The sequence below is a fragment of the Mucilaginibacter aquaedulcis genome (assembly GCF_030409325.1).
GTDB classification, from domain to species: domain Bacteria; phylum Bacteroidota; class Bacteroidia; order Sphingobacteriales; family Sphingobacteriaceae; genus Mucilaginibacter; species Mucilaginibacter aquaedulcis.
This window is the reverse complement of sequence record NZ_JAUFPR010000008.1, coordinates 335,331-362,080: the sequence shown is the minus strand read 5'-3', so window position 1 is coordinate 362,080 and position 26,750 is coordinate 335,331. Positions and strand designations below refer to the sequence as shown.

Here is a 26,750-nt window from a genome sequence, read left to right as displayed (position 1 = left end):
TTAAGGCCTTATCCGCAAACTAAATACCGGAAACTTCATTCTCTAATTCCTGGTACCACTCCGCGCCATACTTACGTATAAGCGGATCTTTTAAAAACTCATGCACCCGTACTTTAAGTTCATCGCCAAATGTGCAAGCAGGGCTGCAAATACTCCAGCGATCGTAATTTAATACATCAAATTCAGGGTAAGCCGTAATACGGATAGGGTACAAATGGCACGAGATCGGCTTTTTCCAGCTGATGGCACCTTCCTCATATGCTTTTTCAATACCACATTTAGTAATACCGTTTTCCCATATTACATAAGCGCATTCTTTATTTATATCAACACAGGGTGTGGTATAGTCGCCTTCAAAATCCTTAACATAAGTACCCACCTTTTCAATGGTTTTGATGCCTTTGGCAGTAAGGTATGGTTTTACTTTTGGATATATCTCATTTAAAATATCAAGTTCATCGGCATTCAGGGGCGCGCCAGAATCACCTTCCAAACAGCAGGCTCCCTTGCACTTATTCAGGTTACATACAAAATTTTCCTTCACTACATCCTCGTGCACTAATACGTTGCCAACCTCTATCATACTTTTATTTTTAATTTTTTATTGGGTTTAAGGGATATTTTAAACCTGTGGCTCCCTGCAAATCCATTGTAACACTTCCCAATATAACCTCAACATGCGCCTTTACAGGTATCCTGTTGCCATCATTTGTTATCCAAAGGTACAACTTACTATCCTTACGAAAAATACGTCCCGGAATAATGGTTGGATTAAATTTTAAACAATTGAACTTACCCATTGAACAACTTACTACCTCGGTACCTGCATAAGTTATCCCCATGGAGTGAAAGCCATCTTCCAGGAAATACTGCAACTCAAACTTTTCGCCGATCTTCATCTTTGAAACATCAATAGTACGGGCAAAATAATAGGCCGATACAAAATCAAATGTTTTGCCTTTAAACTGATATACCCCTTTATTAGCTGTAACCTTGCTGTCTTTTTGATCAAAGGTTACATTATCGCTATGTTTCCATTTACCCTCGCGCCTGTTCTCGGTGTAAAAATAGGGCTGCAGTGTGTTTTCATCAACGTACGATTCATATTTGTTACGCACCTTATAGAAAACATCAAACGAACCGGCCGTTTTACCTTCGGCAATTAAATGGAAGGCCGGTTGTCCGTCAAATTTTTTATCACTGGCTTCTACCCTTATGTTGGCCTCAGCTGCGGTAAAAATGCCATATTTCATTTTATAGCTCAGCTTCTCTCCTACCTTAAAAACCGGATCATCTATTTTTTTCAGTTCCTGAGAAAACGTGTTGCCAAAACATAAAAGCAAAAACAAAACACAGAATGAGTATTTTCTCATAGATTTTTTTAAGATTAATGAAGCCAGTTCCTGATACATCAGGATGAAGATATGACAACTGCAATTATAAATGGTTTAAATCCACTTTTATTGCCCTGTCATATAAATAGCTCAGTAATCCCTGAAATAAAAAATCTGTTAGTCAATGCGTTTGTAAATAGGTACAGTTGAGCAAGGTTCGCCAAACATGAGGCTTTTAACTACAGGCGTCAACTTTTTGGTTAACTCCACATAGGCGGAAACCGGCACCTCGGTATCGCCGCAACCCTTTAGTACAATACGCTGATCACGGTATTGTTCAAAATCGGCCTTTGCCATTTCTTTTTCGAACAGCACGGTTTCCAAAACATCCTTATCACCAAATACAACTTCGCGCGCGTAAGGTGCCATACGATTGGCCAGCAGCATATAGGCCCAGGCAGGTACTATGGCATCGGCACTGCAGGTAATACCTACGTTCTTGCCTTCGTATTGTACCCAGTCGTGCTCTTTTACAAACTCCCTAAAATCCTTTTCACGCAGGATAAGGCCATGGAACAGGTTTTCTTTGATGTCATAAACAACACGCTCACCGGCAGGATAAAATGCCGCAGGGTCTAAAGTAACCAAACCACTTTGAGCCACTTTATTCACTATATTTTCCTGTATATCCATAATTGTTGAAAATGATAAATGCTTAAAATTCCAAGCTCTAAATTCTAAAACCTAAACTCTAAAAACTAAATTTTAAGTCAGAATATTAGATAAAAAAAATCCGGGAACAACATTAAGCTGCTCCCGGATGTAAAATTACTTTAAAAATCTCTTATAACAATTTTGCTCTGTTATCTTTTACATTGGCGTTATCTTTCAAGGCCTCTAATATTTGTCCTTGTGAACGCTGCAATAATGTTTGAGCTATCTGTTGTTTTTCTCTTACCGTGTTTGTAAGTGCCGGTGGATTAGTAAACCCATCAACTACATAAACATAAACACCTTGCTGACCGTTAACCGGTTTTGATAATTTGTTTGGCTGTGAACCAAAAACAGAACCGATAACCTTGTACTCTAACGATGCACCAGGAATAACCGGGTTAGCAAATACAATGTTCTGAACCGGAACAGCTTTGGTGCCTGCTTTTTGAGCAACCTGATCAATTGATGATGATCCGTTCAGTGCTGCCTGGAATTTCTCGCCCAGTTGTTTTGCTTTAACGTCGTTACGTACGGCAGGCTCAATTTGTTTTTTAACCGCATCAAGTGATAATACACCTTTGGGTTTAATTGCGCTTAACTGGGTAATGATATATTGATCGCCAACGGTGAATACTTTATCAGTAATGTCACCTTTTTCAGCTTTATAAGCCCATCTAACTACTTCCCTTGCATTGTCTAAACCTGGCAGGCTCGCGGCAGTACCGGCAAAGTCTTCAGCAGCTCTTTTCTTTAATCCTTCTTTTTTAGCCTCAGCATCAAAGTTATCTTTTGTTAACGCTCCCAAAAATTTCTGAGCAGCGCTGTAAGCAATAGTTTGCGTTTTGCTGCTGGCCTGTATCGGCTTATCAACAACAGCAACCTTAATAACTTTTACTGAACCTTTTTGATCTTCTACCTGAATCAAATGAACACCAAATTGTGAAGTAACCACAATAAGATCACCTTTGTTGGCTTTATAAGCCGCGTTGGCATACTCAGGAGTGATCTGGCCGCCTGCACCCATCATACCGTTAACATCAAATGATGGAATATCACCGCCTTTGCTGCCGCTGCCTTTATCAACTGAGAAAATTGCTGCAAGTTCTGCAAATGATTTACCACCCTGAATCAGTTTTTTAACAGAATCGGCACGGGCTATAGCTTTCTCTACACCGCCTTCAGTAGCCGGGTTAAATAATATATGCCTGGTTTTAACAGAATCAAAAGTTGTTTTAACATCTGTTAACTTTGCTATTTTGTAGCTGCCGTTTGATACATAAGGACCATATACAAAACCTTTAGCTGCATTGAACATTACGGTATCTAACTTTGGCTCAAGACCACCTTTTTTCTGAAATGCCAAAGGCGCTTTTGTTTCAGAGTTGATCTGTACAAACAACGAATCGTTGGTGCTGGCTTTAAAGCTTTCGGCAAGTTTATCAGCCTGAGTCTTAATTGCTACTGAATCTTCTTTTGATGGCGCTGCATTAAAGCTTACATACTCAAATGACCTTACATCCTGCGGGTTTTTAAACTCACCTTTGTGCGCATTGTAGTAAGTGTTGTAGTCATCGTCAGTTAAGGTAACTTTCGCATCGGGAATAGATGAATACTCCAGAGTTGCGTATTTAAAGTTTACCAATTTATTTTTAGCCTCGTAATCGTCTTTAGCTTCCAGTGAGTTAACATACAAACCACTTGTAACCAAAGCCATGTATTTGGCCTGTTTTTTTGCCTCAAATAATTGCATCAGGAAATCGGCCCATGCTTGTTTCTGGGTAGGATCTGCCTTACCTGAATTTAAGTAAGCTTTAAACTGCTCCAATTTGTTTCTGTCGAACTGACCTGTTTGAGGATCAGAGAACTGACGTGCTATCTGTTGATCAGGGTTGTTACCGCTAACCATTGATGTACTTTCGTCGTCACCAACTACGATACCTGTTTTTTCGATCTCTTTTTTCAGCAGAAGCTCAGACAGGAATGAATTCCATGTAGTTTCCTGCAAATAGCTGGTGATCTGCGGTGAAATGTTTTGACCAGATTGTTTAAACTGGGCTGTACTTTGCTCCAGCCTTTTATTAAACACATCATAAGGCACCTTTTCGCCGTTTACAACGGCCAGTTCATTGTTGTCGTCTCTAAAAAAAGAGCCGCCCTTGCTAATTACTTCACTTGCAATAAAAGCAAAAAGCGCGAAACCAATAAATGCGGCAACTATCGTCCCCATTCTTTCGCGCATGTAACCCATTATCCCCATATACTTTTTATAATTATTGTTCTATTCTTCAAAAGAGGGCGCAAGATACAATTTTTAGTAAAATTCTATAACACAAAATTTTCCTGATAAAAAAACGTTATTGCGTTGCATTTTCGTCTACGTGAAACAAGCCTTTGCTATTCCTTAATTTGGGATGCACAAACTTATCATCGCTCACAAAATCATCACCATTCATCACATTGCCGCCTTCCATAGTAATTTCAACGGTTTTATGAGAATATATTGTTTTAGTGGCCGAATCCCAAAATAACTGTTCAGACTTATAGGTTTCGCCCTTGGCATTAGTTGCCACTACATTTTTCTTAAATTCATAAAGTTTATCACCGTTATGAATGATGCCGGTGTCGGCAATAATGGTACCATCTTCTTTACCGGTCTGTTTGTCGTAGTGGATCACCTTGATACCTTTAGGTGCTATTCTATAACTTTTTTTAGGATTTTCAGGATTGTACTCTAATACTAATGGTGCAGTTAAATGGAAAACCACCTTTGCCGAATCGCTCATAATGAGATCAACACCGATAGTTGGCGCTACTATAATACCCACTTCATTGGAGGCTATTTCCTTAACCTTATTCAGATCATTCTCGCACGATGATATGGAAAACATAAGCACGGGCAATAACAACAGGCTCAGCCTTTGTAAATTTTTCACCCGGTTATACATGTTGTTAATCAAATTTATATTTCTGGAACCACCTGTCGTTCAAGGTAAAGCCCAGGTGAAGGTTCACATAGTTCTCTCTCACTAAACCATTTACCAATGAACCTCTCCGGCCAACCTCTGCCGAAATATTTATTTTATAAAAGCTGCCATTGTTAGGGCGCAGCGGCAAACCTAAACCCGCAGTAACCGCGTATCTTTTGATCCTGGTGTTGTTTACAACCATGTAGGTTTCATCATAAATACCACCTAAACGGTAATCAACAGAAGCAAGATAGTTACGCAGGGTAGATATGTTAGGAGTATACTGACCACCAATGTTAATGGTACGGCTGTCTGTTAAACCCTGGTTTACGCCTCCAATGCTAAGGTTTGACCATTTGCTCATGGTATAATCGGCACCTACCAGGAATTTACCGTCGCTTTGAAAAGATATACCGAAACGGTTGGTTTGCGGAAGTTTAATTTTTGATTTTGGATCCTGTTTACTAACAACACTATCCAGCGGAATATCCTCATTACCGTTTGAGTCATTGGTGTACTGGCTCACAATAAAGCTGCTTGTTGAATTAAGTTTTGAACTGGCCGATGCCGAGTATCCTAAAACAAGGTGTTTGGTTTCAGAAAAATCAAACGAGTACTGGATACCGTAATCATAGTTTAAGCCTCCAATGGAATTACTTTGCTCAATTTTTGAGTTAATAGTTCCGCCAAGACCAGGGATCTCGGTAGTGCTAATATCTTTTAATGTACCAAATATGTACGATACGTTACCACCCAATAACAAGTGTTTGCCTATGCCAAAACCATAACCAAAATATGCTTTTGATAAACCACCGTCGCCGCTGTAAGTATAATTGGTAACATTGGTATCGGCAGGTGACGTTGTACCTGAACCTTTAACCGAGTTTTTATAGTTATAGCCACGCTCGCTGTAAGGTAATAAACCAAAGCTTAATGCCGAACGTTTGGTTACCGGTACCGCAAAGGCCACATGGCTTAACCTGAAGTTACTGTTGGTTTGGCTGGCCGAACCTGTTTGGTTTAAGGTTAAAAAGTTTGCATAAACACCTATATCAATAGTAGTAAGGTTTATGGCGCCATACGAAGCCGGGTTTATAACATTGATATTGTTGAAATAGCCAATCTTGTTGGTAGCTACACCTATACCGCCCATAGCCACATTTTGAGGCATTAACTGAGGGTCGATATCGCCTATACCGTACCGTGAGTATGGAGAGCTTGAAGTAGCAGTTGATTGTGAATGTGCCGCGAATGAAATAGCAGCAAATAAAAATGTTATTAAGAACCTGGTATATTTAATCATTATGCTTTTGTATAGCTGCGTTTAATCCTTTTAAAACCAAATAAGGTTCAATTTTAATATAGGGGGCAAAGATGCTATTTTTCAATAGAGTATCAAAAAAAATACTATCGCCCCCGCTTAGTATAATATTCAATTGCGGGCTTTTGCTTTTATAACTTTCAATAAACCCGCACAATTCATATTTTATTCCGTTTTGCACACCTGAGCGTATGGCAGCTTCTGTATTGCCGCCGTAGGCTGTGTTAAAGTTTGCATCTGCACTAATCAGTGGCAGGCCTGCCGTATAATGATTTAAAGCCTTATAACGCATATTTAAACCCGGCGATATACTGCCGCCAAAATAATTTGCCCCGGCATCTATATAATCATATGTTATGGCTGTGCCACCGGTAATTACCAGGTTATTTAAGTGCGGATATAAATGGTTTGCACCAATAACGGCCGCTAATCTGTCTGTACCAAGTGTTTCTGGAGTTAAATAATGGTTTTGTATACGGGTTTTAACCAGGGTGCTGAAATAAGTGATCTCAACTTTTTGGCTCAAGTTGGTTTGCCAGGGCTCAATATGTTTTTTAACAGACGATATTATGGCCCTGTCAACCTTATAATTGCTCAGAAAATTTTCCACCACGGTAGCATCAACCATTTCAAACTGATCAACTACCAGCAATTCATTCAGCCTAAAAACCGCGATTTTTGTATACGTATTACCAATATCGATAACCAGATTGGTCATCAGGCCTTCACCAATGATAATATTGATTCAAAAATAGCAAGTCCGTCTTCATTAGCCACCAGGCTATCAGCAGCACGTTCAGGGTGTGGCATTAAACCAAATACGTTCCTGTTAGCATTACAGATACCCGCAATGTTTTGTAAAGATCCGTTAGGGTTAGCCTCGGCCACAATGTTACCTGCCTCATCGCAATACCTGAACAATATTTGCTCATTATCATTAAGCTTTTTCACTACATCAGCATCGGCAAAGTAATTACCCTCGCCATGAGCGATAGGGATCCTGTATGCCTGCTCCTGTACTAATTGAGCGGTAAGTAATGATTGGGTTGTTTGCGGCTTTAAATAAATGTTGCGGCAAATAAACTTACGATTTTCGTTATGCAGTAATGCACCATCCAGCAAACCGGCTTCGGTTAGTATTTGGAAACCGTTGCAGATACCCATCACATAACCACCTTTTGCTGCAAATTGAATAACTTCCTGCATAATTGGCGAAAAACGTGATATGGCACCAGAACGAAGATAATCGCCAAAAGAAAAGCCCCCTGGTAAAACAACAAAGTCAACACCCTGTAAATCATGGTCTTTATGCCATAATCTTACTACCTGCTGACCCATTATTTTTTCTAATACATATATGATGTCTTCATCACAATTAGATCCGGGAAATATAACTACTCCAAATTTCATGTTACAAAACTAATATAACCGCTGAAATTTGAACGAATGTAAAAGTTAAAAATTGTTAAACTGAAAGCAGATGATGCTGATTAGCAGCAATAAAAACAGGCTTTCGTAAAACCATTTGCGGGTTGCATACAGAAAAAAATAGGCAAAAAACACCGCAACAGGCGCTATACACAATAAAAAATGATTTAAGTGGAATGAGGCGTTCACATAAAATGAAAATGCCGTGATAAAAAAAATAAAAAATAACAGCTGAAAAGATTTTCGTATTTGCACGTAACTTTTGAAAAAATTTTGCTGCAATTTGAAAAAACAGAGCACCAGGATCACAATTACAGGCACAAGCAGCAGGTAATTATAGGAGTTGATGCTGATATGATCCGGGAACTTTGTAGCCAGCGGCCGCCAGATATTGGAAAAACTGGAGAGTTTATCGTTTAAATAATATAGCACAGCCAGGAAAAAAAACACGGTACCATAACCCAGCATGCCAGATATCCATTCGCGCCAGTTGAATGGCTTAAACAGCACCAGTGCTATCCAGATCACTAAAAATAAATAGATGAACGGAAAATAGATCAATGACCCCAGTGCCACGATCATCCCCAGATCATACACGGTAGATTTTGCATCATCGCCTTTGTATAAACTGAACAGCTTAAACAACATCCAAATGATCAGGAAATTACAGATAAGCGGGGCGCTCAGCACCAAAAAAGGCGCAAACAAACCCGACAGCGTTACATACATCAACGCCGGTAAAAATGTGGGTTTACCCAGTAGATTATAAAAATTAATGAGGTAATTGAGCAGCAGCGCCTGTATAAAAACAAATACCGAGGCCAGCAGGATATTTAAAACCGGCGAAAAAGCGTATTCATACGAGATAGGTACCAGCAACCTGGCAAAGGGCTCAACAAATATAAACTCCACCCGGGCCGGAACATGGAACAGGTACCCCACGCGCGACAAGAACAATACTACTATTAGCCATAAAGCATTCAGTGGATTAAAGGCTCTGAAAATATTGATCATAAAGGCGCGCTGTTTTTCGGGTGGTAAAATTAGCACAAAAACCTTTTAAGCTACAATGCTTTGTGGCTTTGCATATCGCTTTATCAAATCATCAACTATGCGGGCGGTATCGTCAGGAAAATTTACGATTACTTTTTTATCGTCCTGTATCCAGTTATTCAGATGCCCGGCAAATTTATCATTGATTTCATTAACCACGGGCACACCCATTTTTGATGCGGCAAGCGCGTTGCATTGCTGCTCATACTGCCCTTTCATGGGTATCATCAGCACTTTCTTTTTTAGGAATAAGGCTTCTGCAGGCCCTTCAAAGCCGCCGCCCGTAAGCAGGCCTTCACAATTGGCCAGGCTTTTATTAAAGGCTTCGTTATTTACCGGAAATATCTCAACATTACCTTGCCGGTATGGTGTTTTTTGCCGTTTGGAAAAAATTTGCCACTTGGCATCGGTCAGGCTGAGGTGCTTCAAAAGTGTTTTATCATCATAAGCCGGCAGATATACGGTGTAGTGCCCCAGGTTGGCCGTTTCCATTTCGCGGATGCCGCTCCTGATCACCGGGGTATTTATAAAATCATCATACCGGTCAAAATGAAAACCAACATGATAAGTGGTTGGCGAATAATATTTAAACAACCACTCGGCATAATTCCATTTGGCAGGCCTTGGTGTTTTTGGTGATACAAACGAACACTGATGGCTTAATGATACTGAAGGCACCTTTTGCAGGCGGCAAGCCCAGGCACTTACCGGTTCAAAATCATTAATAATTAAATCGTAATGATTTAGCGGCAAGCTGTGCATATCGCGCCAAAGCTGGGGCAGGTTCATGATCTTAAATGTTGCCCAGTTATCAACCCCACCCTTTTTGCCAAACACAAAGCTAAAACCATGAAATTTATATTTAAGCGGCTGCGTAAGCGAAACTTCGGCCTCGGTGCCACTTATTAACAGGTCAACCTCGCCATATTGCTGTAGTAAAGGCACAATTTCGCGGGCCCGGCTTATGTGTCCGTTACCGGTTCCCTGTATGGCAAAAAGTATTTTCATGATAGTAACGGTGTTTTAAACTCCTGTAAGGCAACAGCATAAGCCAACCTTTGCATAGTTTTAAACGTGATGATTCATAGTTTTAGTTGCGGCGGTCAAGTTACAAATTAGTATCAAGTAGTTAGTATCAAGTATCAGGATTTCTTGTAAACAGCTGATCGCTTTTTAAAGTCATGATACTTGATACTAACTACTTGATACTAACTACCTGATACAATTAATGAGGCTCCTGTTTAAAGCGTTCCAACAAAGTTTTAACATCAAGCTTGGCATCCAGATCTTCGGCATCTGTTTTATCATCTTCGTCGGCATCGGTATTAAAATCGTCGGGGTTATATTTGAATATTTTCCACTCGCCATTCATATATTCCAACGAGGTAAGGCTCTCTACCCAATCGCCCGAGTTTAGGTATAGCACTGAACCCGTTTTATCGGTATTTTCAATAGCCCTGATCTCGGCGTGGTGAATGTGACCGCAAATTACGTATTGGTAGTTTTTGTCGACGGCAAGGTCGGCGGCGGTTTGTTCAAACTGGTTAATGAATTTTACAGCCTCTTTGAACCTGGCTTTTACTTTTTGCGAAAAGCTCATTTTTTGACGACCAAAAGCCGTTAAAAACCAATTGGTAAGGCTATTGATCAGGATAAGCGAATCATAACCAACGGCGCCCAGCTTGGCCAGCCATTTGGAGTGCTGCATGGTAACATCAAATATATCGCCGTGAAATATCCAGGCCTTTTTACCATCGATGTTGAGTACTATTTTATTGAGTAACTGGAATGACCCCAGGTTAAAATCGGTGAATTTGCGCAGCATTTCGTCATGGTTACCGGTGAGGTAATGTACGGGGATGCCATCTGTTACAAATTTGAGGATGCGGCGTACCACCTTCATATGTGATTCGGGCCAGTATGATTTACTGAACTGCCATATATCAATAATATCGCCGTTGAGGATAAGCATTTTAGGTTTAATGCTCTTTAAATATTTAAGCAGTTCTTTGGCATGGCACCCATATGTACCAAGGTGCACGTCAGATATTACTACGATATCAACTTCACGTTTCGACATTAAAATTGGGGGGTTAATTGCTCATCCGGCAGATATTGCCAGTTAATGGTTTTCATTGAATTGCTTAACAAACGATTACTCGTCGTCTTCGTCTTCATTAACATTTAGTTCATAAGGGCTCATATAAAATGCGCCAACCAGTAGCAGCAAACTTATAACAACCAGATAGGCGTATTCAAAATTCATCACATAATGATTTTAACAAATGTCGGTAAACCAAATTATCTTATTGTTAAGACGTTATTAAATATAAAAGGTTACTTCGGTAGGTGAAATTTCTTTTTTATACGTTCAATCTGCTTTAAATGATGCTGCAGGTGTATACGGGTAAACTTAAACCACTCCTTAGCATTAAGCATACCCAGGTTAGGGTGCGCATAACGTACCTTGGCCGGAGAATTTGCTACCATGGGCATAACCTTTTCAATGCGTTGCCTGAATTTGATCAGCAGGTTTCTCGCATCTTCTTCTGTGATCTTGTTGCCCTCGGTACCATCAGGGGTTTTGATGGGCACCGGAGGAAAACAGCCAAACATTAAAACAAAGTGTCCTTGCAGGGATAAACCCTTTGAAGTTGGCGGACAGTTACTGTTTGAGCAGCGTTCCATAGCTATCATTGAGCCTGATGAGGCTTTCATGATATGGCTGTAAACCTCCGAAAACGACCAGCTTCCATCGGCCGGGGTTTCGGCAAATAGCTCATCAGGGATAACATCCAGTTGTTCGCGATAAGTAGTTAATGCCGCTTCAATGGCTCTGTACTCCCTGGCAATGTTCATAACATTAAAGTTAGCTCTTTTAAATGAGTAATCTGCACCGGCACATCAGGAGGCTGCGGGGCATTGAAAGGATTAAAATAAATAGCATCCATACCAAAATTAAGCGCGCCGTATACGTCGGCCTCCAGGCTATCACCTATCATTACGCTTTCCTCTTTAGTAGCACCGGCCAAATTTAAAGCGTATTCAAATATGGCTTTATCGGGTTTATTCACTCCTGCATCTTCAGATACAATGATGTGCTGAAAATAGCCCGCCAGGTTGGAGCCCGCGATTTTTAACTGCTGCGATTCCTTAAACCCGTTTGATATTAAATGCAGTGTGTACTTGGCTTGAAGATACTGTAAGGTTTCGTGCGCGTGCGGGAACAGGTTAGTTTTGGTAGGGCATAATCTTACGTAAGCATCCTCAAAATCAACAGGAATAACATCCGGGTCGAGGCCAAGCTCTATAAATGTTTTTTTGAAACGAGCCTCGCGCAGCTCATCCTTGGTGATCTGCCCAACATGGTATTGCGCCCAAAGCTGGTGGTTATGGCGGGTATATGTTTCAATAAACACATTGGCCGATGATAAGCCTATGGTATGCAGCTGGTGAATATGATAAAGCTCATGCAGGGTTTCTTCGGCGTTTTTATCAAAATCCCAGATGGTATGGTCAAGATCAAAGAAAATGTGTTTGTAGTTTTTCATTTCGGAGTTCGGGTGTTTGATTTTGGATTTATTTAAATCAGGGGTTCAAAATCAAAACACTTTTAAAAATTCAAAATTAAAATTTTCTACGACCAAATCCGAAATCGAACATCCGAAATCCAAAATCATCAGGCTTTTTCGCCAAAGGCAAGGTCGCCGGCATCGCCCAGGCCGGGAACTATATAGGCCTTGCTGGTCATTTCTTCATCAATAGCACATGCCCATATTTTTGCCTTGGGCAAGTTAGCACGTACATGGGCAACACCCTCGCTACTGGCTATAACGGCAGCTATGTGCAGCTCCTTAATTTTGTATTGGGCCATCAGTTCTTTGCAAACTACCACTACACTTTGCCCGGTGGCCAGCATGGTATCGCACAAAATAAATATCTTATCGTCGAGGTTTGGGGTTGATATATGATCTACCTGTATAATGAAACTTCCGTTACGTTTTACTTTTCGATAGGCGGTAATAAACGCCGAAGGTGATTGATCAAAATAATTCAGGAAACCCTGCTGAAAAGGCAGCCCGGCCCTTAAAACAACTCCCAGCACCGGTTCATCAGCAGAAATATTTACAGTAGCTGTACCCAATGATGTTTGCACTTCCTTGGGCTCGTACTTGAAGCTTTTACTGATCTCATAAGCCAGTATCTGCCCAAGCTTTTCCTGGTTATATCTGAATCGTGTTTTATCCTGCTGAATTTCGGCATCACGCAGTTGGGCCAAAAATTGGTTGGCCACGGAGTTTGTTTTGTTCAGGATAAAAATCATGACTTAAATTTAATTCTTTTAAACCACAATAACGTATGTCGTGTTTTAAATTAATATGATTGGGCCGATAAACTATTGCTGACATACAGTTGTCATTATCATGTACTTATTTTGATCCATCAAAACCTATTACCGGATTATTCGTATTTTTACATAGTAACATGGATTTTAATTTAACTTCACAATACTCACCTACCGGCGACCAGCCCGAAGCTATCAGGCAGCTGGTTGAAGGTGTAAATAATGGCGATCCGTTTCAAACCCTGCTGGGTGTCACCGGATCGGGCAAAACATTTTCGGTTGCTAATGTGATACAGCAAACGCAAAAGCCAACATTAATATTAAGTCATAACAAAACACTGGCAGCACAGCTTTATGGCGAATTCAAACAGTTTTTTCCGGAAAACGCGGTAAACTATTTTGTATCGTACTATGACTATTACCAGCCCGAAGCATTTATACCTACCACCAATACCTATATTGAAAAAGACCTGCAGATAAACGAGGAGATTGAAAAACTTCGTTTACGTACCACTTCGGCATTGATGTCGGGCCGCAGGGATGTTATCGTGGTATCGTCCATATCATGTATTTACGGTATGGGTAACCCCGATGATTTTGCCGACTCGGTTTTCAAGTTCGCGGTAGGTACGCGCATTAGCCGCAACGCTTTTTTGCACCGCCTGGTTGAAATTTTATATGCCCGCACCACAGCCGATTTTAAACGCGGTACTTTCAGGGTGAAAGGCGATACAGTTGATATTTTTCCGGCCTATCTGGATTATGCCTATCGGATCTCTTTTTTTGGCGATGATATTGAAGAACTCAGCAGCTTTGATGTGAGCACCGGCAAAACGGTTGAAAAAATGACTCACATGGTGGTTTATCCCGCCAACTTGTACGTGGCCCCCCGTGAGCGTTTTCTGCAATCTATCTGGGCTATACAGGAAGAACTGGAAACCCGCAAAAAGCAATTTATTGACGATGGCCGTTTCCTGGAAGCCAAACGCCTGGAAGAAAGGGTTAACTACGATCTGGAAATGATACGCGAACTGGGCTACTGCTCGGGCATTGAAAATTATTCGCGCTTTTTTGATGGGCGGCAGCCCGGGGCACGTCCTTTCTGCCTGCTTGATTATTTCCCCGATGATTATCTGATGGTGATTGACGAAAGTCACGTAACCGTTCCTCAGATCAGGGCAATGTATGGCGGCGACAGGTCGCGTAAGATCTCATTGGTCGACTATGGTTTTCGCCTGCCTGCGGCTTTGGATAACCGGCCGCTCAATTTCCAGGAGTTTGAAAAATTGGCTCCCCAAACTATTTATGTAAGTGCTACCCCCGGCGATTTTGAATTGGAAAAATCTGAAGGTGTAGTGGTTCAACAGGTAATACGCCCAACTGGCCTGCTTGATCCCGTTATTGAGATTCGCCCGGTGATAAACCAGGTTGATGACCTGCTTGACGAGGTTGACAGAACCATAAAAATGGGCGACAGGGTATTGGTTACCACCCTCACCAAACGTATGGCCGAAGAGCTGGCTAAATACATGGACAGGCTTGGCATTAAATGCCGCTACATACACTCCGAAGTAAAAACCCTGCAAAGGGTGGAGATTTTAAGAGGTTTACGCCTGGGCGAATTTGATGTACTGATAGGTATCAATCTGCTGCGCGAAGGACTCGATTTGCCGGAGGTATCTCTGGTAGCTATTTTGGATGCCGATAAAGAAGGTTTCCTGCGTTCGGAAAGATCGTTGATACAAACTATTGGCCGAGCTGCCCGTAATGATCGAGGCAGGGTTATCATGTATGCCGATAAAATAACCGACTCGATGCAGATCACTATGGACGAAACTAACCGCCGGCGCGATATTCAGATTGCTTATAATACCCAGCACGGTATAATCCCTACAACAGTAGGTAAAAGCCGCGAGGAAATCATGGAGCAAACATCTGTTGTTGATTTTAAAGGTGGCGTGCAGCAAGCCTATGTAGAGGCTGACACTGTATCACTGGCTGCCGACCCTATAGTGCAGTACATGACCAAGGCCGATCTGAAAAAATCAATTGACAATACTAAAAAAGAAATGCTGGCAGCCGCCAAGAATATGGACTTTTTACAGGCCGCCAAATTACGCGACGAAATGTTTGCCCTTGAAAAAATGATGGAGGAAAAGTTTTAGATGAAAAACATCTGAATCAGAATTTCCAGAATTTATGAATTTTAGAATGTAATTACGTCATTTTGTTATTTCTCAATTCTGGAATTCTGATTCAGACAACCTTATATCATAATAAAACAATTTTAACGTTATATAACTTATATTTGTAAGCTAAAAATTAATCAGATGCTTCTAATTCGTTTTTTACTCATATCAATTTGCATATTATATATAATACGCAGCTTAGCGCGGTACTTATTACCGGTACTTTTTGAAAGTGTGGTAAATAAAGCGCAGCAACAACATAGCCAGCAACAGCAACGTCAGTCAAGAAAGCCTGAGGGCGCTATAAAGGTTGATTACATTCCGCAGGGCAAAAAGAATACTGTTCCCGATTCTGAAGGTGAATTTGTTGATTACGAAGAGATAAAATAATTCGTATGATACCCGAAGAAATATATAAAAGACGCCCTAATCATAATAATACCCCTGAGTCTATCACACTGATCGTTATCAACTATATTGTATTTGTAGTTGCCTTACAATTGTTTGCCACCTGCGCCAAAATCAATACTTTTTTTTGGGTTGCCTTAGGTGCGCTTGCCCTTTACAATTTTTTCAGCATCCGTAAATATCGTGAGGATTACGGCAAACCCCAGGCTATAGCTTACATAATAAGCATTGGCGGCCTGCTGCTGCTGTTTTTCCTGATGCGCAGCCGCGACCTCAATTGTTAAGCAATTCCTTTACAAACTAATAATTCCTATTCTCATTCAAATTTCTATTTTTGAGGAATATATATTACCCATTTTCCAAAAAAACGTAAATGAACAACTGGTTTAAACGTAATGGTACTCATTTGGCCGTTATTGCACTTTTTATAGCTATATGCTTTTTTTTCCTCACACCTGCTTTTCAAGGTAAAACATTAGGCCAAAGCGATGTTATTGGAGCCCAATCTACCCAAAAAGAAATAATGGATTACCGGGCCAAGGATACAACCATACTTTGGACCAATCAAATATTTGGCGGAATGCCCGCTTTTCAGATCTGGGCACCTTATCCTGATAATATCACCACGCATGTTGTGTCGGCAATAAAAGCTACATTCCCTAACCCGGTTGATACCGTACTCATACTTTTATTGGGAACCTACTTTTTATTCATTGTACTTAAGTTAAACCCATGGCTTGCGGCAGCCGGTGCAGTTGCCTTTACGTTTTCCTCATATAATATAATTTTACTGGTTGCTGGGCATTCCAATCAAGCCTTTGCTATAGCATTTTTTGCACCAATACTTGCCGGTATTATTCTAACCCTTAGAGGTAAACATATTTTAGGTGGAGCTTTAACAGCTTTTTTCCTGGCTATGGAAATAAGGGCCAACCACGTTCAAATGACCTATTACCTATTATTATCATTAATAATATTAATTGGGATTGAACTGTATCATGCAATAAAAACAAAAAACTTACAGGCATACTTAAAGTCAATGGCTTACATTGGCGGAGCAACTTTGCTGGCACTTGCTGTAAATGCTTCAAGCTTATGGAGCACTTATGATTACGGAACTGAAACCATTCGTGGAAAATCAAACCTAACACAAACTGCTAAAGAACCAAGTAATGGCCTTGATAAAGATTACGCTTACCAATGGAGCCAGGGTGTTGGTGAATCATTCACATTTTTAATACCTAACGCCTATGGCGGCGGTTCAGGAACCGAAGTACTTGATCAAAATTCAGAAACTGCTAAAGCACTGATAGCAAAAGGGGTTCCGGAAGATCAGGCCGTAAATTATACCCGGCAAATCACCGCCTCAGTACCGGGCATGACTACCTATTGGGGTAATAAACCAGGTACAGCAGGCCCATATTATTTTGGAGCAGTAGTTTGCTTTCTGTTTTTGTTTGGCTTGCTTATCATCAAAAACCGCATTAAATGGTGGTTATTAGCTACAGTAATATTAACCATGTTCCTTTCATTTGGCAGAAATCTACCATTTTTGTCTGACCTGTTTTTCAACTATTTCCCTTTATACAATAAATTCCGTGCGGTTGAGTCTATATTGGCTGTGGCCAGTATCTGTTTCCCCATACTTGGCTTTTTGGCAATTCAGGAAATTATTGAATCAAAAGATCGTACTGTTATTCTGAAAAAGCTATTGCTTTCATTATACATCGTGGGTGGTCTTGCCTTATTATTTGTTGTAGTTCCTGATCTTATCTTAAGCTTCAGGGCCGAGGATCAGGCTACCGGTATTGGTTATTTAACTCAGGCTTTTCAAAATAATGCAGCCATGGCCAATGATGTTGCTGCTGCTATTGTTAGAGACAGGATATCCCTGGCCCGGATGGATGCCATACGTTCATTGATATTTGTGCTTTTAACTTTTGGAGTTGTTTGGGCATTTATCAAACAAAAAATGAATGTGCTTACCTTATCCATAGTTTTACTTGCCTTAACATTAATTGATATGTGGCAGATAGACAGGCGCTATTTAAAAAATGAAAACTTTCAGGATAAGATTGAAACAGCCCAGGCTATTAAACCTCGTGAAGTTGATCAGTTTATCGTGAAAGATCCCGATCCGGATTACCGTGTATTTGATGCAACAGCTGATTTCAGGTCAGATTCATTCAATCCTTTTTTCCATAAGTCTATAACAGGTTATTCGGCTGCAAGGTTAAAAAGATATGAGGAATTGTATTTAAGCCAGTTTACCAAAAGCGTTAATCAGGATGTTTTGGATATGCTGAACACCAAATACATTATTTCATCTGACCCTAAAAATCAAAACCTAAAGATGCAGGCCAACCCTACTGCGTGTGGCCATGCGTGGTTTGTGAAGAGTGTTAAGTATGCAGATAATGCCGACCAGGAAATGCAGGCCATCAGTAGTTTTTCTCCTAAAGATGAGGCCATTGTTGACAAGCAATACAAAAGTATTATCGACGAAAAATCATTAGGGAGCGACCCTGCCGGCACAATTACGCTTACTCATTACTCACCCGATCATATGACTTATAAAAGCGGTTCTACTACTTCGCAGATCGCTGTTTTCTCTGAAATTTATTATAACAAAGGCTGGAAAATGCTGATCGATGGCGTGGAGAAACCATACTTCCGTGCCGATTATCTTTTACGTGCAGCGCAAATACCTGTTGGTAACCATACTATCGAATTCGATTTCCACCCAACCTCATACTATGCTGGAGAAAAAATCTCTTTAGCAGGTTCAATACTATTGGTATTGGCACTGGGTGGTGCCCTTTATACCGAAACCAAAAAGAAACAAGCAGAAGTGAAACCGGCTGCTAAAAAAGTATAAAACTTTAACTGATATAAGAAAAAGCGATGGGTTAACAACTCATCGCTTTTTTTATGGGTTGATCAGTCGTTGGTACGTTTGTTTTTGAGCCAATACCAACCCAGATTAAAGGCTATAACTACGTGATTTAGTATTGTTGGTACCAGCCCATAATAACGTTTCATAATGTCGAAACGTTCCTGCAAACTCTGCTTGTGCTTCTTTTTCGACATTCCCCCTACCAGGTATTTGGCTACATGCCGATTTACGTTCACTATAGTTTTGGCCTTTTTAGCCGCCCGGATTATCCAGTCGATATCCGCACTAAGTTGATATCTGCTATCATAGGGTTCAGCCAGTGTACGCCTGATATATATAGCCTGGTGGCTGATGCTCATGCCATATTTAAAGCCGCGCCAGGTAAATTTTGCGGGCGCCTTATGCCTGCGCTGGCCAAGGCTTTGACCTTCATCATTGATCATTTCGGTTTCGCCATAGTATATATCGGCATCATTTGCACTGGCAAAAACCGCGGCCACTGTACCGGAATCATAAAACTCATCTCCCGAGTTCATGAATATTATATAGTCGCCTGTTGCTATAGCCAAGCCCTTGTTCATGGCATCATAGATACCTTTATCCTTCTCGCTGATAAGCTTGCTGATACGCTTTTCATATTTACCGATAACCTGCAACGTACCATCGTTTGACAGGCCATCTATAATAATGTATTCTATATTAGCATATGTTTGCCCAAGTACCGAAAGCATGGTACGTTCGATATCGCGCACGTTGTTGTATACAATGGTAATAACCGTAAGTTTAGGGTTAAACATGGTTACCTCCTTTGTAGCTCAGCAATTCATGGTACAGAGCGATATGCTTTTTAGCGATAACTTCTTCCGAAAAGGTATCCATTACCGTTTGCCGGGCCTGTTGCTGTAGTTTATCCTTATCAGCATAGCCTATCACCCACTCCATGCCATCTGTAAAGCTCTCAGATGAACGATAAGTAGCCAAATAGCCATTGTATTCATGCTGCACCATATCGGGTATTCCGCCTGTTGTAAAGGCTATAACAGGGGTTCCGCAGGCAAGGCTTTCCATTACCGTGTATGGAAGATTATCTTCCAGCGATGGGATCAGGAATGCATCGGCAGCGGCATAGTGTAGTGCCAGTTGTTCATCATTATTGATAGTGCCCAAAAAACTGGTTTTGAACGGAAAATCGGGCACACCCTCGGTGCCTCGGTTACCGAAAACAACAAGTTCTACCTGGTCGGCTTTGGCACCTAAACGTTGTTTTAGTAATTCCATGCTTTCCAGCAGGTACTGGGTGCCCTTGTGCAGGTCTTTTCGTGAGGGCATAAAGCCGCTCAGGAAAATGAACTTATCTGTAGGCAAGCCCGCTTTTTCTTTCGCATGCTTTTTATTGACCGGTTTAAAAACATCGGTTTCAAGAGTGTTGGGCAATTGTTTTACCAACTTACCACGCATCAGGCTGCTGCTGAGTACCGACTGTTTCATCCATGAACTTGGGGCGGCAATGGCAAAATCAAGCACCTTGTAAGCCTCATGCTTTTGCTGCCAGATCCGGTGTGAGATGTCATTTTCTGAAGCCTCGATCAGCAGTGGGCAATTGCCACATTGGCGCATATAATGATCGCAGGTATAGCGTACATGGCAACCGCCGGTAAAAGCATTACTATCATGGAAAGTCCATACAACGGGTTTATTCAGTTTGGCTATCTCGGCAAGGTGCCGAGGATTTAAAAAGCCATGGTTTATCCAGTGCAGATGTATGATATCGGCATTTTTAACTTCCTGGTTATGAATCACCGACCGCCCGAACCAGGTAAATGAAAACGGCGTGCGCGATAGGGGTTTCAGGTACTTTTTGGCCCGTAACCGCTCCAGGATAATGGTTGCAGCCGTGTATGCCTTTTGTACCGCGTTGGAGTTAAAAGTAAGTACCTTTGGATTTTTTCCAAACTTATAATGTACAATAACCTTTGAATCGATACCCTGGCTGAGCAGTGCCCGGTTCAGGCGCATACAGGCCCGGCCCGCGCCGCCATTGCCATCATAAGTGTTCAGATGCACTACTTTTAACATGGCCCAAAAATACATTTATTAGTAGCAACCTGAATAAAATTTGAAGGGCAAAAACTCGTCTTGTTTTTGGAGGTACATCGCCGGGCAAAAACTTCTTAAAGTTTTATTTTAACAAATTTTCAGCAGAAAATTTTCAAAAACGGATCGCTTTTTATGAAAATCGGGGGCTTTTATTCGTATTTAACCCATTTTAAAGCGTTTTGATAAGGTTTTTTCAGGTTTAAAAAGTTATAATATATTGACTATCAATACACTGGGTAACCACCTGCTAATTCTGGATATTTCCCGGCTTTTAATGCAATAGCCCGGCCTTACTTTTTTAGTATGCCGGGCTATTATTATATAAAGATACGGAATTTCTGGCAGGCAGTCATTTTGAAAGGCGTAAGGAATCTCGAATGTTCAACATATCGTGAGCATAAGATCTCTCCTCGTACCTCGTTCGAGATGACAAGTATAATAATAAGCGCTTACCCCATCTTTTGCCTTACGTAGCGTACTACGCGTTTGAGCAGGTTGCCTTTGCGGTGGGCCAGGAAGTTTTTGATGGCGAGGTAGGCTCTTTCGTCCTCCTCTATTACATCGGGGAATTTTTTTACGGGTTGCTGTGAGATATGCACATCATACATGCTTTCACGGTTGGAGTGTACGCCTGTACCATCGTGCCCGATGTTGTTGATGAGCGAGCGTGAGGGGTTCAGCGTTAAACCGCCTCTTAAAAAGATGGAGGCATACCAGCGTATGGCCCATGAATTATTTTTGCCGGCTTTAAATTCCTGTACCTGTCGCCAGAAATTCATTTTGCCTTCGATAGAAAAACGGAGAATATCAAGCGGATCAAACCGGGCTATCAGTTTATCAATATCGGGTTCAAAATGGTTCCAGGCGCGTGCCCAGGTTGCCCAGCCCCAGCTGCTGGCCGCACGGTAAAAGAATGACTCGGGCAGGCCCTTATCCTTCAGGTTGTACATGTACGCGCCAATATGCATCACCTTTTCCTGCTTGGCATAATAGGTTAGGGCCTCATTAAAATACTCGAGGGTATAGGGTGACGACAGCAGATCATCTTCAAAAACGATCACCTTGCCATACTCATAAACCAGTTGGGTTACGCCGCTGATAATGGATTCGGCCAAACCAAGGTTTTGGCTGCGCTCAATGATCTTTACTGATTTAAAACTCCACGTTTCCCTGATTACCTGCCTCACCTGCTCCACCTTTTCACGGTCGGCATCAGTTTTAGGGGCATCACTAAATATGTACAGCCTTGACTCATCTGCAAGCACATTTTTTTGCAAATGGATCAGCGTACGGCGCGTATGATCGGGCCGGTTATAAACAAATAACGCAATAGGGGCAAGTTGCTGCATGGGTAATCAAAAAATCAGAATAATTCGGGTTGCTGACTGGCTTTTTTACACAAAACGGTATAAGCGTTCGCAAATTGTTCACTTACTTTTTTTCCGAAGATTTTACTCAGATTTTGCTTCACTTTAAACTCGGCAGTGATGCGCAGATTGGTGAGCAGGCTCTTCTTTTTTTTCTGGTTGATGTAAGTATTGAACCTGGTTACTTCCGGATCAATAAGCGATACCAGATCGTTCTCTACCTCAAAACCTTCGGTACTTAACAGGTAACGCAGCGATGTTGGCGTGTACACGTTGATGTGCCCGTAAGCCAGAAAATGCTTAATGCGGGTATCAACATTAAATTTATAATCGCGCGGTACTTCAATAACACAATATTTGGCCACCCGCCTCATTTCGCGTAGCAGTAGACGTTCATGCTCTACATGCTCCAGCACGTGCGACAGGATGATCAGATCAAAGCTATCATCAGCAAAAGGCAGTTTATAACCATCAAACACCTGCACCGCGGTAAGATTTTTGATTCCGCGCGAGCGGATATGATCAACCCCGCTGGCCGATATTTCTACCGCCTGGTACTCGGGCGCAAAGCTATTATCTGATAAAAATTTCAGTATACTGCCATCCCCGGCGCCAACTTCAAGCACATTTTTAAAGGAAAGACCGCGGCACACCTCTATAATGTGCTGCCCCTTGTACTTGCCGCTCAGCGTACGCCAGGCTTCGTCGTGCTTTTCATAAAACTGATCGTACGCGGTTTTAACGTTACCGCTAATTATTGATTCCTGCATGGGTTTACGAATGTAAAACTATACCCTTTAGTTTCTGTTTCAAATAAATAAAAAATTATTTTTTTATCGCCAAAGGAGCAAAATTGTAATAAAATTTAAACACTGGTACCGGGCGTTTTCTTCTTCAAAATACGGTCGAATATAATATTGATATCTTCTGATATTTTTAAAAAGTAAGCCAGTGCGGTATATATAATACCTATAATGATACTGCGGTACACCATATCTATATATACGTTTTTAATGGCCGGTAAATAAAGACCTACCAGCAAACATAAGGTACTCATAAGCAACACCCATAAATGTTCGCGCCCGAAAGGCTGCAAATCGAATTTTATCTTCACAAACACGGTATAAGCCAGGTTAAGCAGAAATACGGTAAGCGCGTAAGTTACAGCTGCCCCCATCATCCCCAACCGCGGAATAAGCGCCCAGTTTAACAACACGCATACAATAACTGCCGATACGATAAATACGGTAGTGAGGCGGTAGTATTTTGAAAAATTCATGATGTAACCATTTACCCCCCCGGTCATATCAACCAGAAAACCTATACCCACTACTATAAACACACCATAAAAATTGGCATACTCCGGCTTGTGCAATAACATGATGATAAACGATTTATTAACCACCAAACCTATAAACAACAGGCAGCCTATAAGCATTTGCACCACCGATGTTTTATGATAAATCTTGCCGATCTTGGCCAGATCATTTGCCGCCCATGATTGTGCTATGATTTGCAGGGAGGTGCGGCTCAGGGCCTTGGCCGGTAAACTAATAACTACAGCTATGCTGAAAAACGTGGCATATACCCCAACAAAAGTTAAGGACTGCTTAGTTAATAAGCTGAGCATAATGTTATCCAGATTTTGAATAAGCACATAGGAGCTGCCGCTTAAAACCGTGTAAAAACCGTAGTTGAAAAATTTACCTTTATCGGCTAACAACTGAGGCGACATGCGCGAGAACTTAAAATTTTTGCCTTTGGAGATATATACCAGCAAAATGAGCGACACGCATACATTGGCTACAATGTAGATAAATAAAAAATCGTGATAACTGATAACCGTAAAAGCCAGCAACACCACACTCACCAGTGTAAATAACCGCAAACCGATCTCCCGTAAAAAGGACGACAATACATTTTTAAAAACAGTAGAAGCCATGCTTTCCAGTGTGGCATAAACCATAGTTAAAAATGATAGCGGGATTATAAAGTAGGCATACTTTACCAGTAATGCCCCGCCCTTATTTTGACTATAATGGTTTAATATAGGCTCTCTGAACAGGTAGAACACGAGGGTAAACAACGCGAAGCCCAACAGAGTCCACAAGGCGGTAAATGTGGCAAAGCCGCCGTGGGTTTTATCGTCACTGCGGTAATAGGGAAAATATTTTAAAATGATATTACTGATACCTACCGATGCTATTTGCGCATACAACAGCGATATAGTGATCATGAGCTGAAAAAAGCCGATCTGCTCGAGCGTTAAAAATCGCTGAAATAAAAATATACCATTAACAAAGCCCAGGGCAACACCGCCATACAGTATTAAAGTATTTAAAAAGCCCTGCTTTTGTAATAGGTTCATTTGAATATGTTAGTTGTTGCTTTGCTGAGTAAGCATAGCCATTTTTTTATTTAAACGTTGTCATTTCAAACCCTCGGTGATGAGACAAAAGCCCATGATGAGGTAGCTTCATCAAATCAGGCTATTTATCGACTCACCCCGACATCGCTGCGCTTGTCGACCCTCTCTTCAGCTTCGCTGGAAAGAGGGTAAAGGAGTTTTTTCTTTACCATTTATCTTTCATCCATTCTCCTCCCATCTTTTCGCCACAGGCGAAGAGAGGGTGGTCCAGCGGAGCGTAGACCGGGTGAGTCTTTTGCATACAATGCATTGAACTCCCCTCGCTCCCCGCACTTATCTCCCCGCTCTATCCTTTAAGCTTTGCTGAATAATACTATCCAATATGGCTATTCTTTTTTCAATGTTATAGTTAGCCAATATATGTTCGCGCCCTGCTTTGCCCATTTGCGCGGCCAATTCAGGCGAACCTGCCAAAGTTATCATATGCTGTGCCATGCCGGCAACATCATACTCATCAGTAAGTAAGCCGGTAACACCATCAACTACAGCCTGCTTGATACCGGCGTGGCGGGTTGATATAACCGGCAACGCCGAGGCCGAAGCTTCCAGTATGGTATTGGGCGTACCTTCCATATCACCATCATAGGCTGTAACCGAATGCTGCACAAAGCACCGCATTTTTTTCATCAGTTCAAGTATCTGCGGGGTTGATTGTTTGCCAGTAAAAGTAACCTTTTCAGCAATACCCAATTCGCAAGCCTTCTGCCTGGCAGCATCAAGCAGTGGGCCCTCACCTACCATCCATAAACGGGCATCGGCAAACGCATGGGTTACCGTTTCAAAAGCCTGCAGCGTTATCAATGGTGCTTTTTTACCTACAAAGCGCCCTACCGCCAAAAAGTTTGGTGCCGATTGTGCCACATTAACCGGGCTGAACAGGTTTACATTTACACCGTAAGGATTCAGGAAAAGCTTATTGGCCGGGGCACCTAAATTAAGCAGTGTCTGGTACATATCTTCAGACACTACGACAATGGCGGTGGCATAGGCAAAGGCTTTTTGGTACAATGCCTTGTATTCGGTAACTGTGGGCTGGTGATGCGCGTCGGCCCCATGAAAGTGGATCACTAAGGGTACACCCGCCATTTTACAGGCCGTAGCTACCCGAGCGCCAACCATGCCATACTCGGCAAGTATCACATCAACTTTTTGTTGGGTAAGATATTTAGCGAGGGCTTTGTTAAGCTCAGCTATGTTATCCTTTTTGAAGATACGTTTTTTAATAAGATATAACAGCACAGCCAGCGGCGAACGGATCAGGAATTTCCCTTTATCATCATATACCGGGAACGCGCCGCCATACAAAACCTTTTTATGGCCCACCAGCCTATCAACATGGGCTTGTACAAAAGTTTCTGAATAGGAGTTTTTATTGGGCTTTATGATGCATAAATTATACTCCATACCCATTACTTCAATTTTTTACGAACATAGTATCCTCTGAAAATACTTTCAATTTTTGATTTGAGCTTGCTGAACATCCGTTGCCCTTTTTGTGTGGCATTAACAGGTTTGGGATGAAAGAAGGCTGCCTCAAAGTCGTCATTCTTTTCCAGCACGATGTGGGCATAGTCGCCCACGTTCCAAACGTTTTTACGCTGATACAGGATCACCTCGGTACCGGTATCGGCAGCCAGTTTGCCAATCACCTCAAAGGAAATATGTTCATCAACGGGTTGCATGGTTTCGGGCTTGTTCACTAATGACCATTTAAGGTTATGCGGCGTAGGTACCGTTAAAATGATCTTGCCTTTATTGCGCAATATTTTGGCTAATGCGGCATGCACGTCGGGCCTGTCGTTCACGGCAATGTGTTCGTAAACATCCATAAAAACAATCAGGTCAAACTGCTCATTAAAAGTATCGGGCAGTAATATGGTTTCCCTGAAGTTCAGTTTATCATCAGCAAAAAGCTTTTGGGCTATCTGGATGGAGAGCGTACTGATGTCTATCCCGGTAATTACGGCATCGGGCCAGCGTTTATGCATACGTGAGCATACGTTGCCCATGCCGCAGCCAACTTCTAAAATACGCAGGGGTTTTGAGGGAGCAAAGCGTTTAATGGTTTTCCAGGCATATTCAATGCGCGGATTGATCTTGATATAATCGTTCAGTTTATTTTTAACGTGCTCATCATAATAAGACACAACGGTTTCGCGATTCAGATTTTGGACCATTACAAATACAGAGAATATATTTAAAGC

The 26,750-nt window shown here is 41.6% G+C and carries 25 protein-coding genes; 4 read left to right on the top strand and 21 right to left on the bottom strand.

Features of this window, described 5'->3' with window-relative positions; genetic code table 11:
- Positions 1-19: 19 nt before the first annotated feature.
- The 14 genes from QWZ01_RS25665 to upp form a co-directional block, all read right to left on the bottom strand.
- Positions 20-583 (bottom strand): DUF3109 family protein, encoded by a 564-nt coding sequence (locus tag QWZ01_RS25665; protein WP_290328610.1) that lies wholly within the window; start codon positions 581-583, stop codon positions 20-22.
- A gap of 10 nt (positions 584-593) precedes the next feature.
- Positions 594-1,373: a DUF3108 domain-containing protein gene (locus QWZ01_RS25660; RefSeq protein WP_290328608.1), complete on the bottom strand. Its 780-nt coding sequence runs from the start codon at positions 1,371-1,373 to the stop codon at positions 594-596.
- 138 nt (positions 1,374-1,511) lie between these two features.
- A complete protein-coding gene (locus tag QWZ01_RS25655) occupies positions 1,512-2,027 on the bottom strand; it encodes a DUF2480 family protein (RefSeq protein WP_290328606.1) in 516 nt (171 codons plus the stop codon).
- 151 nt (positions 2,028-2,178) lie between these two features.
- Complete coding sequence (locus QWZ01_RS25650; RefSeq protein WP_290328604.1) at positions 2,179-4,296, bottom strand: peptidylprolyl isomerase; 2,118 nt, start codon at positions 4,294-4,296, stop codon at positions 2,179-2,181.
- 106 nt (positions 4,297-4,402) lie between these two features.
- Positions 4,403-4,981 (bottom strand): LPS export ABC transporter periplasmic protein LptC, encoded by a 579-nt coding sequence (gene lptC, locus QWZ01_RS25645; RefSeq protein ID WP_290328601.1) that lies wholly within the window; start codon positions 4,979-4,981, stop codon positions 4,403-4,405.
- Positions 4,982-4,997: 16 nt separating this feature from the next.
- Positions 4,998-6,317 (bottom strand): BamG family beta-barrel-assembly machinery protein, encoded by a 1,320-nt coding sequence (bamG, locus tag QWZ01_RS25640; protein WP_290328598.1) that lies wholly within the window; start codon positions 6,315-6,317, stop codon positions 4,998-5,000.
- Positions 6,310-7,053 carry a type III pantothenate kinase gene (locus tag QWZ01_RS25635; RefSeq protein ID WP_290328596.1) on the bottom strand — a complete coding sequence of 248 codons (744 nt, stop codon included), beginning with the start codon at positions 7,051-7,053 and terminating at the stop codon, positions 6,310-6,312. Before QWZ01_RS25635 ends, bamG begins: the two co-directional genes overlap by 8 nt.
- Entirely contained in the window at positions 7,053-7,745 is a 693-nt protein-coding gene (gene purQ / locus QWZ01_RS25630; RefSeq protein WP_290328594.1) for a phosphoribosylformylglycinamidine synthase subunit PurQ, read from the bottom strand. The genes QWZ01_RS25635 and purQ overlap by 1 nt, the downstream gene beginning before the upstream one ends.
- 45 nt (positions 7,746-7,790) lie before the next feature.
- Positions 7,791-8,813 carry a DUF6427 family protein gene (locus QWZ01_RS25625; RefSeq protein ID WP_290328592.1) on the bottom strand — a complete coding sequence of 341 codons (1,023 nt, stop codon included), beginning with the start codon at positions 8,811-8,813 and terminating at the stop codon, positions 7,791-7,793.
- Between the two features lie 9 nt (positions 8,814-8,822).
- Positions 8,823-9,824, bottom strand: a complete 1,002-nt coding sequence (locus tag QWZ01_RS25620; protein WP_290328590.1) for a glycosyltransferase family protein — start codon at positions 9,822-9,824, stop codon at positions 8,823-8,825.
- A 217-nt stretch (positions 9,825-10,041) separates the two neighbouring features.
- Entirely contained in the window at positions 10,042-10,896 is an 855-nt protein-coding gene (locus tag QWZ01_RS25615; protein WP_290328589.1) for a UDP-2,3-diacylglucosamine diphosphatase, read from the bottom strand.
- 257 nt (positions 10,897-11,153) lie between these two features.
- A complete protein-coding gene (locus tag QWZ01_RS25610; protein ID WP_290328587.1) occupies positions 11,154-11,675 on the bottom strand; it encodes a DinB family protein in 522 nt (173 codons plus the stop codon).
- The gene (locus tag QWZ01_RS25605; RefSeq protein WP_290328584.1) at positions 11,672-12,367 is read right to left on the bottom strand and encodes a YjjG family noncanonical pyrimidine nucleotidase; all 696 of its coding nucleotides are present in this window, start codon (positions 12,365-12,367) and stop codon (positions 11,672-11,674) included. Before QWZ01_RS25605 ends, QWZ01_RS25610 begins: the two co-directional genes overlap by 4 nt.
- A 128-nt stretch (positions 12,368-12,495) precedes the next feature.
- Positions 12,496-13,140, bottom strand: a complete 645-nt coding sequence (gene upp, locus QWZ01_RS25600; RefSeq protein WP_290328582.1) for a uracil phosphoribosyltransferase — start codon at positions 13,138-13,140, stop codon at positions 12,496-12,498.
- Positions 13,141-13,301: 161 nt separating this feature from the next.
- Between upp and uvrB the strand changes: the two genes are divergently transcribed.
- The 4 genes from uvrB to QWZ01_RS25580 all read left to right on the top strand — a co-directional run bounded on the left by uvrB (position 13,302) and on the right by QWZ01_RS25580 (position 18,636).
- Positions 13,302-15,326 carry an excinuclease ABC subunit UvrB gene (gene uvrB / locus QWZ01_RS25595; RefSeq protein ID WP_290328580.1) on the top strand — a complete coding sequence of 675 codons (2,025 nt, stop codon included), beginning with the start codon at positions 13,302-13,304 and terminating at the stop codon, positions 15,324-15,326.
- 165 nt (positions 15,327-15,491) lie between these two features.
- Complete coding sequence (locus QWZ01_RS25590; protein ID WP_290328578.1) at positions 15,492-15,740, top strand: DUF4834 family protein; 249 nt, start codon at positions 15,492-15,494, stop codon at positions 15,738-15,740.
- Positions 15,741-15,745: 5 nt separating this feature from the next.
- Positions 15,746-16,042 carry a hypothetical protein gene (locus QWZ01_RS25585; protein ID WP_290328576.1) on the top strand — a complete coding sequence of 99 codons (297 nt, stop codon included), beginning with the start codon at positions 15,746-15,748 and terminating at the stop codon, positions 16,040-16,042.
- Positions 16,043-16,131: 89 nt separating this feature from the next.
- Entirely contained in the window at positions 16,132-18,636 is a 2,505-nt protein-coding gene (locus QWZ01_RS25580; RefSeq protein WP_290328574.1) for a hypothetical protein, read from the top strand.
- A 62-nt stretch (positions 18,637-18,698) separates the two neighbouring features.
- Here QWZ01_RS25580 and QWZ01_RS25575 read toward each other — a convergent pair whose 3' ends face one another.
- The 7 genes from QWZ01_RS25575 to QWZ01_RS25545 all read right to left on the bottom strand — a co-directional run bounded on the left by QWZ01_RS25575 (position 18,699) and on the right by QWZ01_RS25545 (position 26,723).
- On the bottom strand, positions 18,699-19,451 hold the full coding sequence (locus QWZ01_RS25575) for a glycosyltransferase family 2 protein (RefSeq protein WP_290328572.1): 753 nt from the start codon (positions 19,449-19,451) through the stop codon (positions 18,699-18,701).
- Positions 19,444-20,730: a glycosyltransferase gene (locus tag QWZ01_RS25570; protein WP_290328570.1), complete on the bottom strand. Its 1,287-nt coding sequence runs from the start codon at positions 20,728-20,730 to the stop codon at positions 19,444-19,446. Before QWZ01_RS25570 ends, QWZ01_RS25575 begins: the two co-directional genes overlap by 8 nt.
- A gap of 470 nt (positions 20,731-21,200) precedes the next feature.
- Positions 21,201-22,100 (bottom strand): glycosyltransferase family 2 protein, encoded by a 900-nt coding sequence (locus QWZ01_RS25565; protein WP_290328568.1) that lies wholly within the window; start codon positions 22,098-22,100, stop codon positions 21,201-21,203.
- Between the two features lie 14 nt (positions 22,101-22,114).
- Positions 22,115-22,888, bottom strand: coding sequence for a class I SAM-dependent methyltransferase (locus QWZ01_RS25560; protein WP_290328566.1), 774 nt, complete (start codon positions 22,886-22,888; stop codon positions 22,115-22,117).
- 95 nt (positions 22,889-22,983) lie between these two features.
- The gene (locus tag QWZ01_RS25555) at positions 22,984-24,486 is read right to left on the bottom strand and encodes a lipopolysaccharide biosynthesis protein (protein ID WP_290328564.1); all 1,503 of its coding nucleotides are present in this window, start codon (positions 24,484-24,486) and stop codon (positions 22,984-22,986) included.
- Positions 24,487-24,819: 333 nt separating this feature from the next.
- On the bottom strand, positions 24,820-25,950 hold the full coding sequence (locus tag QWZ01_RS25550; RefSeq protein WP_290328563.1) for a glycosyltransferase: 1,131 nt from the start codon (positions 25,948-25,950) through the stop codon (positions 24,820-24,822).
- 5 nt (positions 25,951-25,955) lie between these two features.
- Entirely contained in the window at positions 25,956-26,723 is a 768-nt protein-coding gene (locus QWZ01_RS25545) for a class I SAM-dependent methyltransferase (RefSeq protein WP_290328561.1), read from the bottom strand.
- Positions 26,724-26,750: the final 27 nt, after the last annotated feature.

Coding starts and splice junctions, on each gene's coding strand:
- upp (WP_290328582.1), bottom strand. CDS start 13,140: ATGATTTTTATCCTGAACAAAACAAACTCCGTGGCCAACCAATTTTTG.
- QWZ01_RS25580 (WP_290328574.1), top strand. CDS start 16,132: ATGAACAACTGGTTTAAACGTAATGGTACTCATTTGGCCGTTATTGCA.
- QWZ01_RS25585 (WP_290328576.1), top strand. CDS start 15,746: ATGATACCCGAAGAAATATATAAAAGACGCCCTAATCATAATAATACC.
- QWZ01_RS25570 (WP_290328570.1), bottom strand. CDS start 20,730: ATGTTAAAAGTAGTGCATCTGAACACTTATGATGGCAATGGCGGCGCG.
- QWZ01_RS25635 (WP_290328596.1), bottom strand. CDS start 7,053: ATGACCAATCTGGTTATCGATATTGGTAATACGTATACAAAAATCGCG.
- QWZ01_RS25610 (WP_290328587.1), bottom strand. CDS start 11,675: ATGAACATTGCCAGGGAGTACAGAGCCATTGAAGCGGCATTAACTACT.
- QWZ01_RS25665 (WP_290328610.1), bottom strand. CDS start 583: ATGATAGAGGTTGGCAACGTATTAGTGCACGAGGATGTAGTGAAGGAA.
- QWZ01_RS25575 (WP_290328572.1), bottom strand. CDS start 19,451: ATGTTTAACCCTAAACTTACGGTTATTACCATTGTATACAACAACGTG.
- QWZ01_RS25555 (WP_290328564.1), bottom strand. CDS start 24,486: ATGAACCTATTACAAAAGCAGGGCTTTTTAAATACTTTAATACTGTAT.
- QWZ01_RS25605 (WP_290328584.1), bottom strand. CDS start 12,367: ATGAAAAACTACAAACACATTTTCTTTGATCTTGACCATACCATCTGG.
- QWZ01_RS25660 (WP_290328608.1), bottom strand. CDS start 1,373: ATGAGAAAATACTCATTCTGTGTTTTGTTTTTGCTTTTATGTTTTGGC.
- QWZ01_RS25590 (WP_290328578.1), top strand. CDS start 15,492: ATGCTTCTAATTCGTTTTTTACTCATATCAATTTGCATATTATATATA.
- purQ (WP_290328594.1), bottom strand. CDS start 7,745: ATGAAATTTGGAGTAGTTATATTTCCCGGATCTAATTGTGATGAAGAC.
- QWZ01_RS25550 (WP_290328563.1), bottom strand. CDS start 25,950: ATGGAGTATAATTTATGCATCATAAAGCCCAATAAAAACTCCTATTCA.
- QWZ01_RS25565 (WP_290328568.1), bottom strand. CDS start 22,100: ATGCAGCAACTTGCCCCTATTGCGTTATTTGTTTATAACCGGCCCGAT.
- QWZ01_RS25650 (WP_290328604.1), bottom strand. CDS start 4,296: ATGGGTTACATGCGCGAAAGAATGGGGACGATAGTTGCCGCATTTATT.
- QWZ01_RS25615 (WP_290328589.1), bottom strand. CDS start 10,896: ATGTCGAAACGTGAAGTTGATATCGTAGTAATATCTGACGTGCACCTT.
- QWZ01_RS25655 (WP_290328606.1), bottom strand. CDS start 2,027: ATGGATATACAGGAAAATATAGTGAATAAAGTGGCTCAAAGTGGTTTG.
- bamG (WP_290328598.1), bottom strand. CDS start 6,317: ATGATTAAATATACCAGGTTCTTAATAACATTTTTATTTGCTGCTATT.
- QWZ01_RS25560 (WP_290328566.1), bottom strand. CDS start 22,888: ATGCAGGAATCAATAATTAGCGGTAACGTTAAAACCGCGTACGATCAG.
- QWZ01_RS25545 (WP_290328561.1), bottom strand. CDS start 26,723: ATGGTCCAAAATCTGAATCGCGAAACCGTTGTGTCTTATTATGATGAG.
- uvrB (WP_290328580.1), top strand. CDS start 13,302: ATGGATTTTAATTTAACTTCACAATACTCACCTACCGGCGACCAGCCC.
- QWZ01_RS25620 (WP_290328590.1), bottom strand. CDS start 9,824: ATGAAAATACTTTTTGCCATACAGGGAACCGGTAACGGACACATAAGC.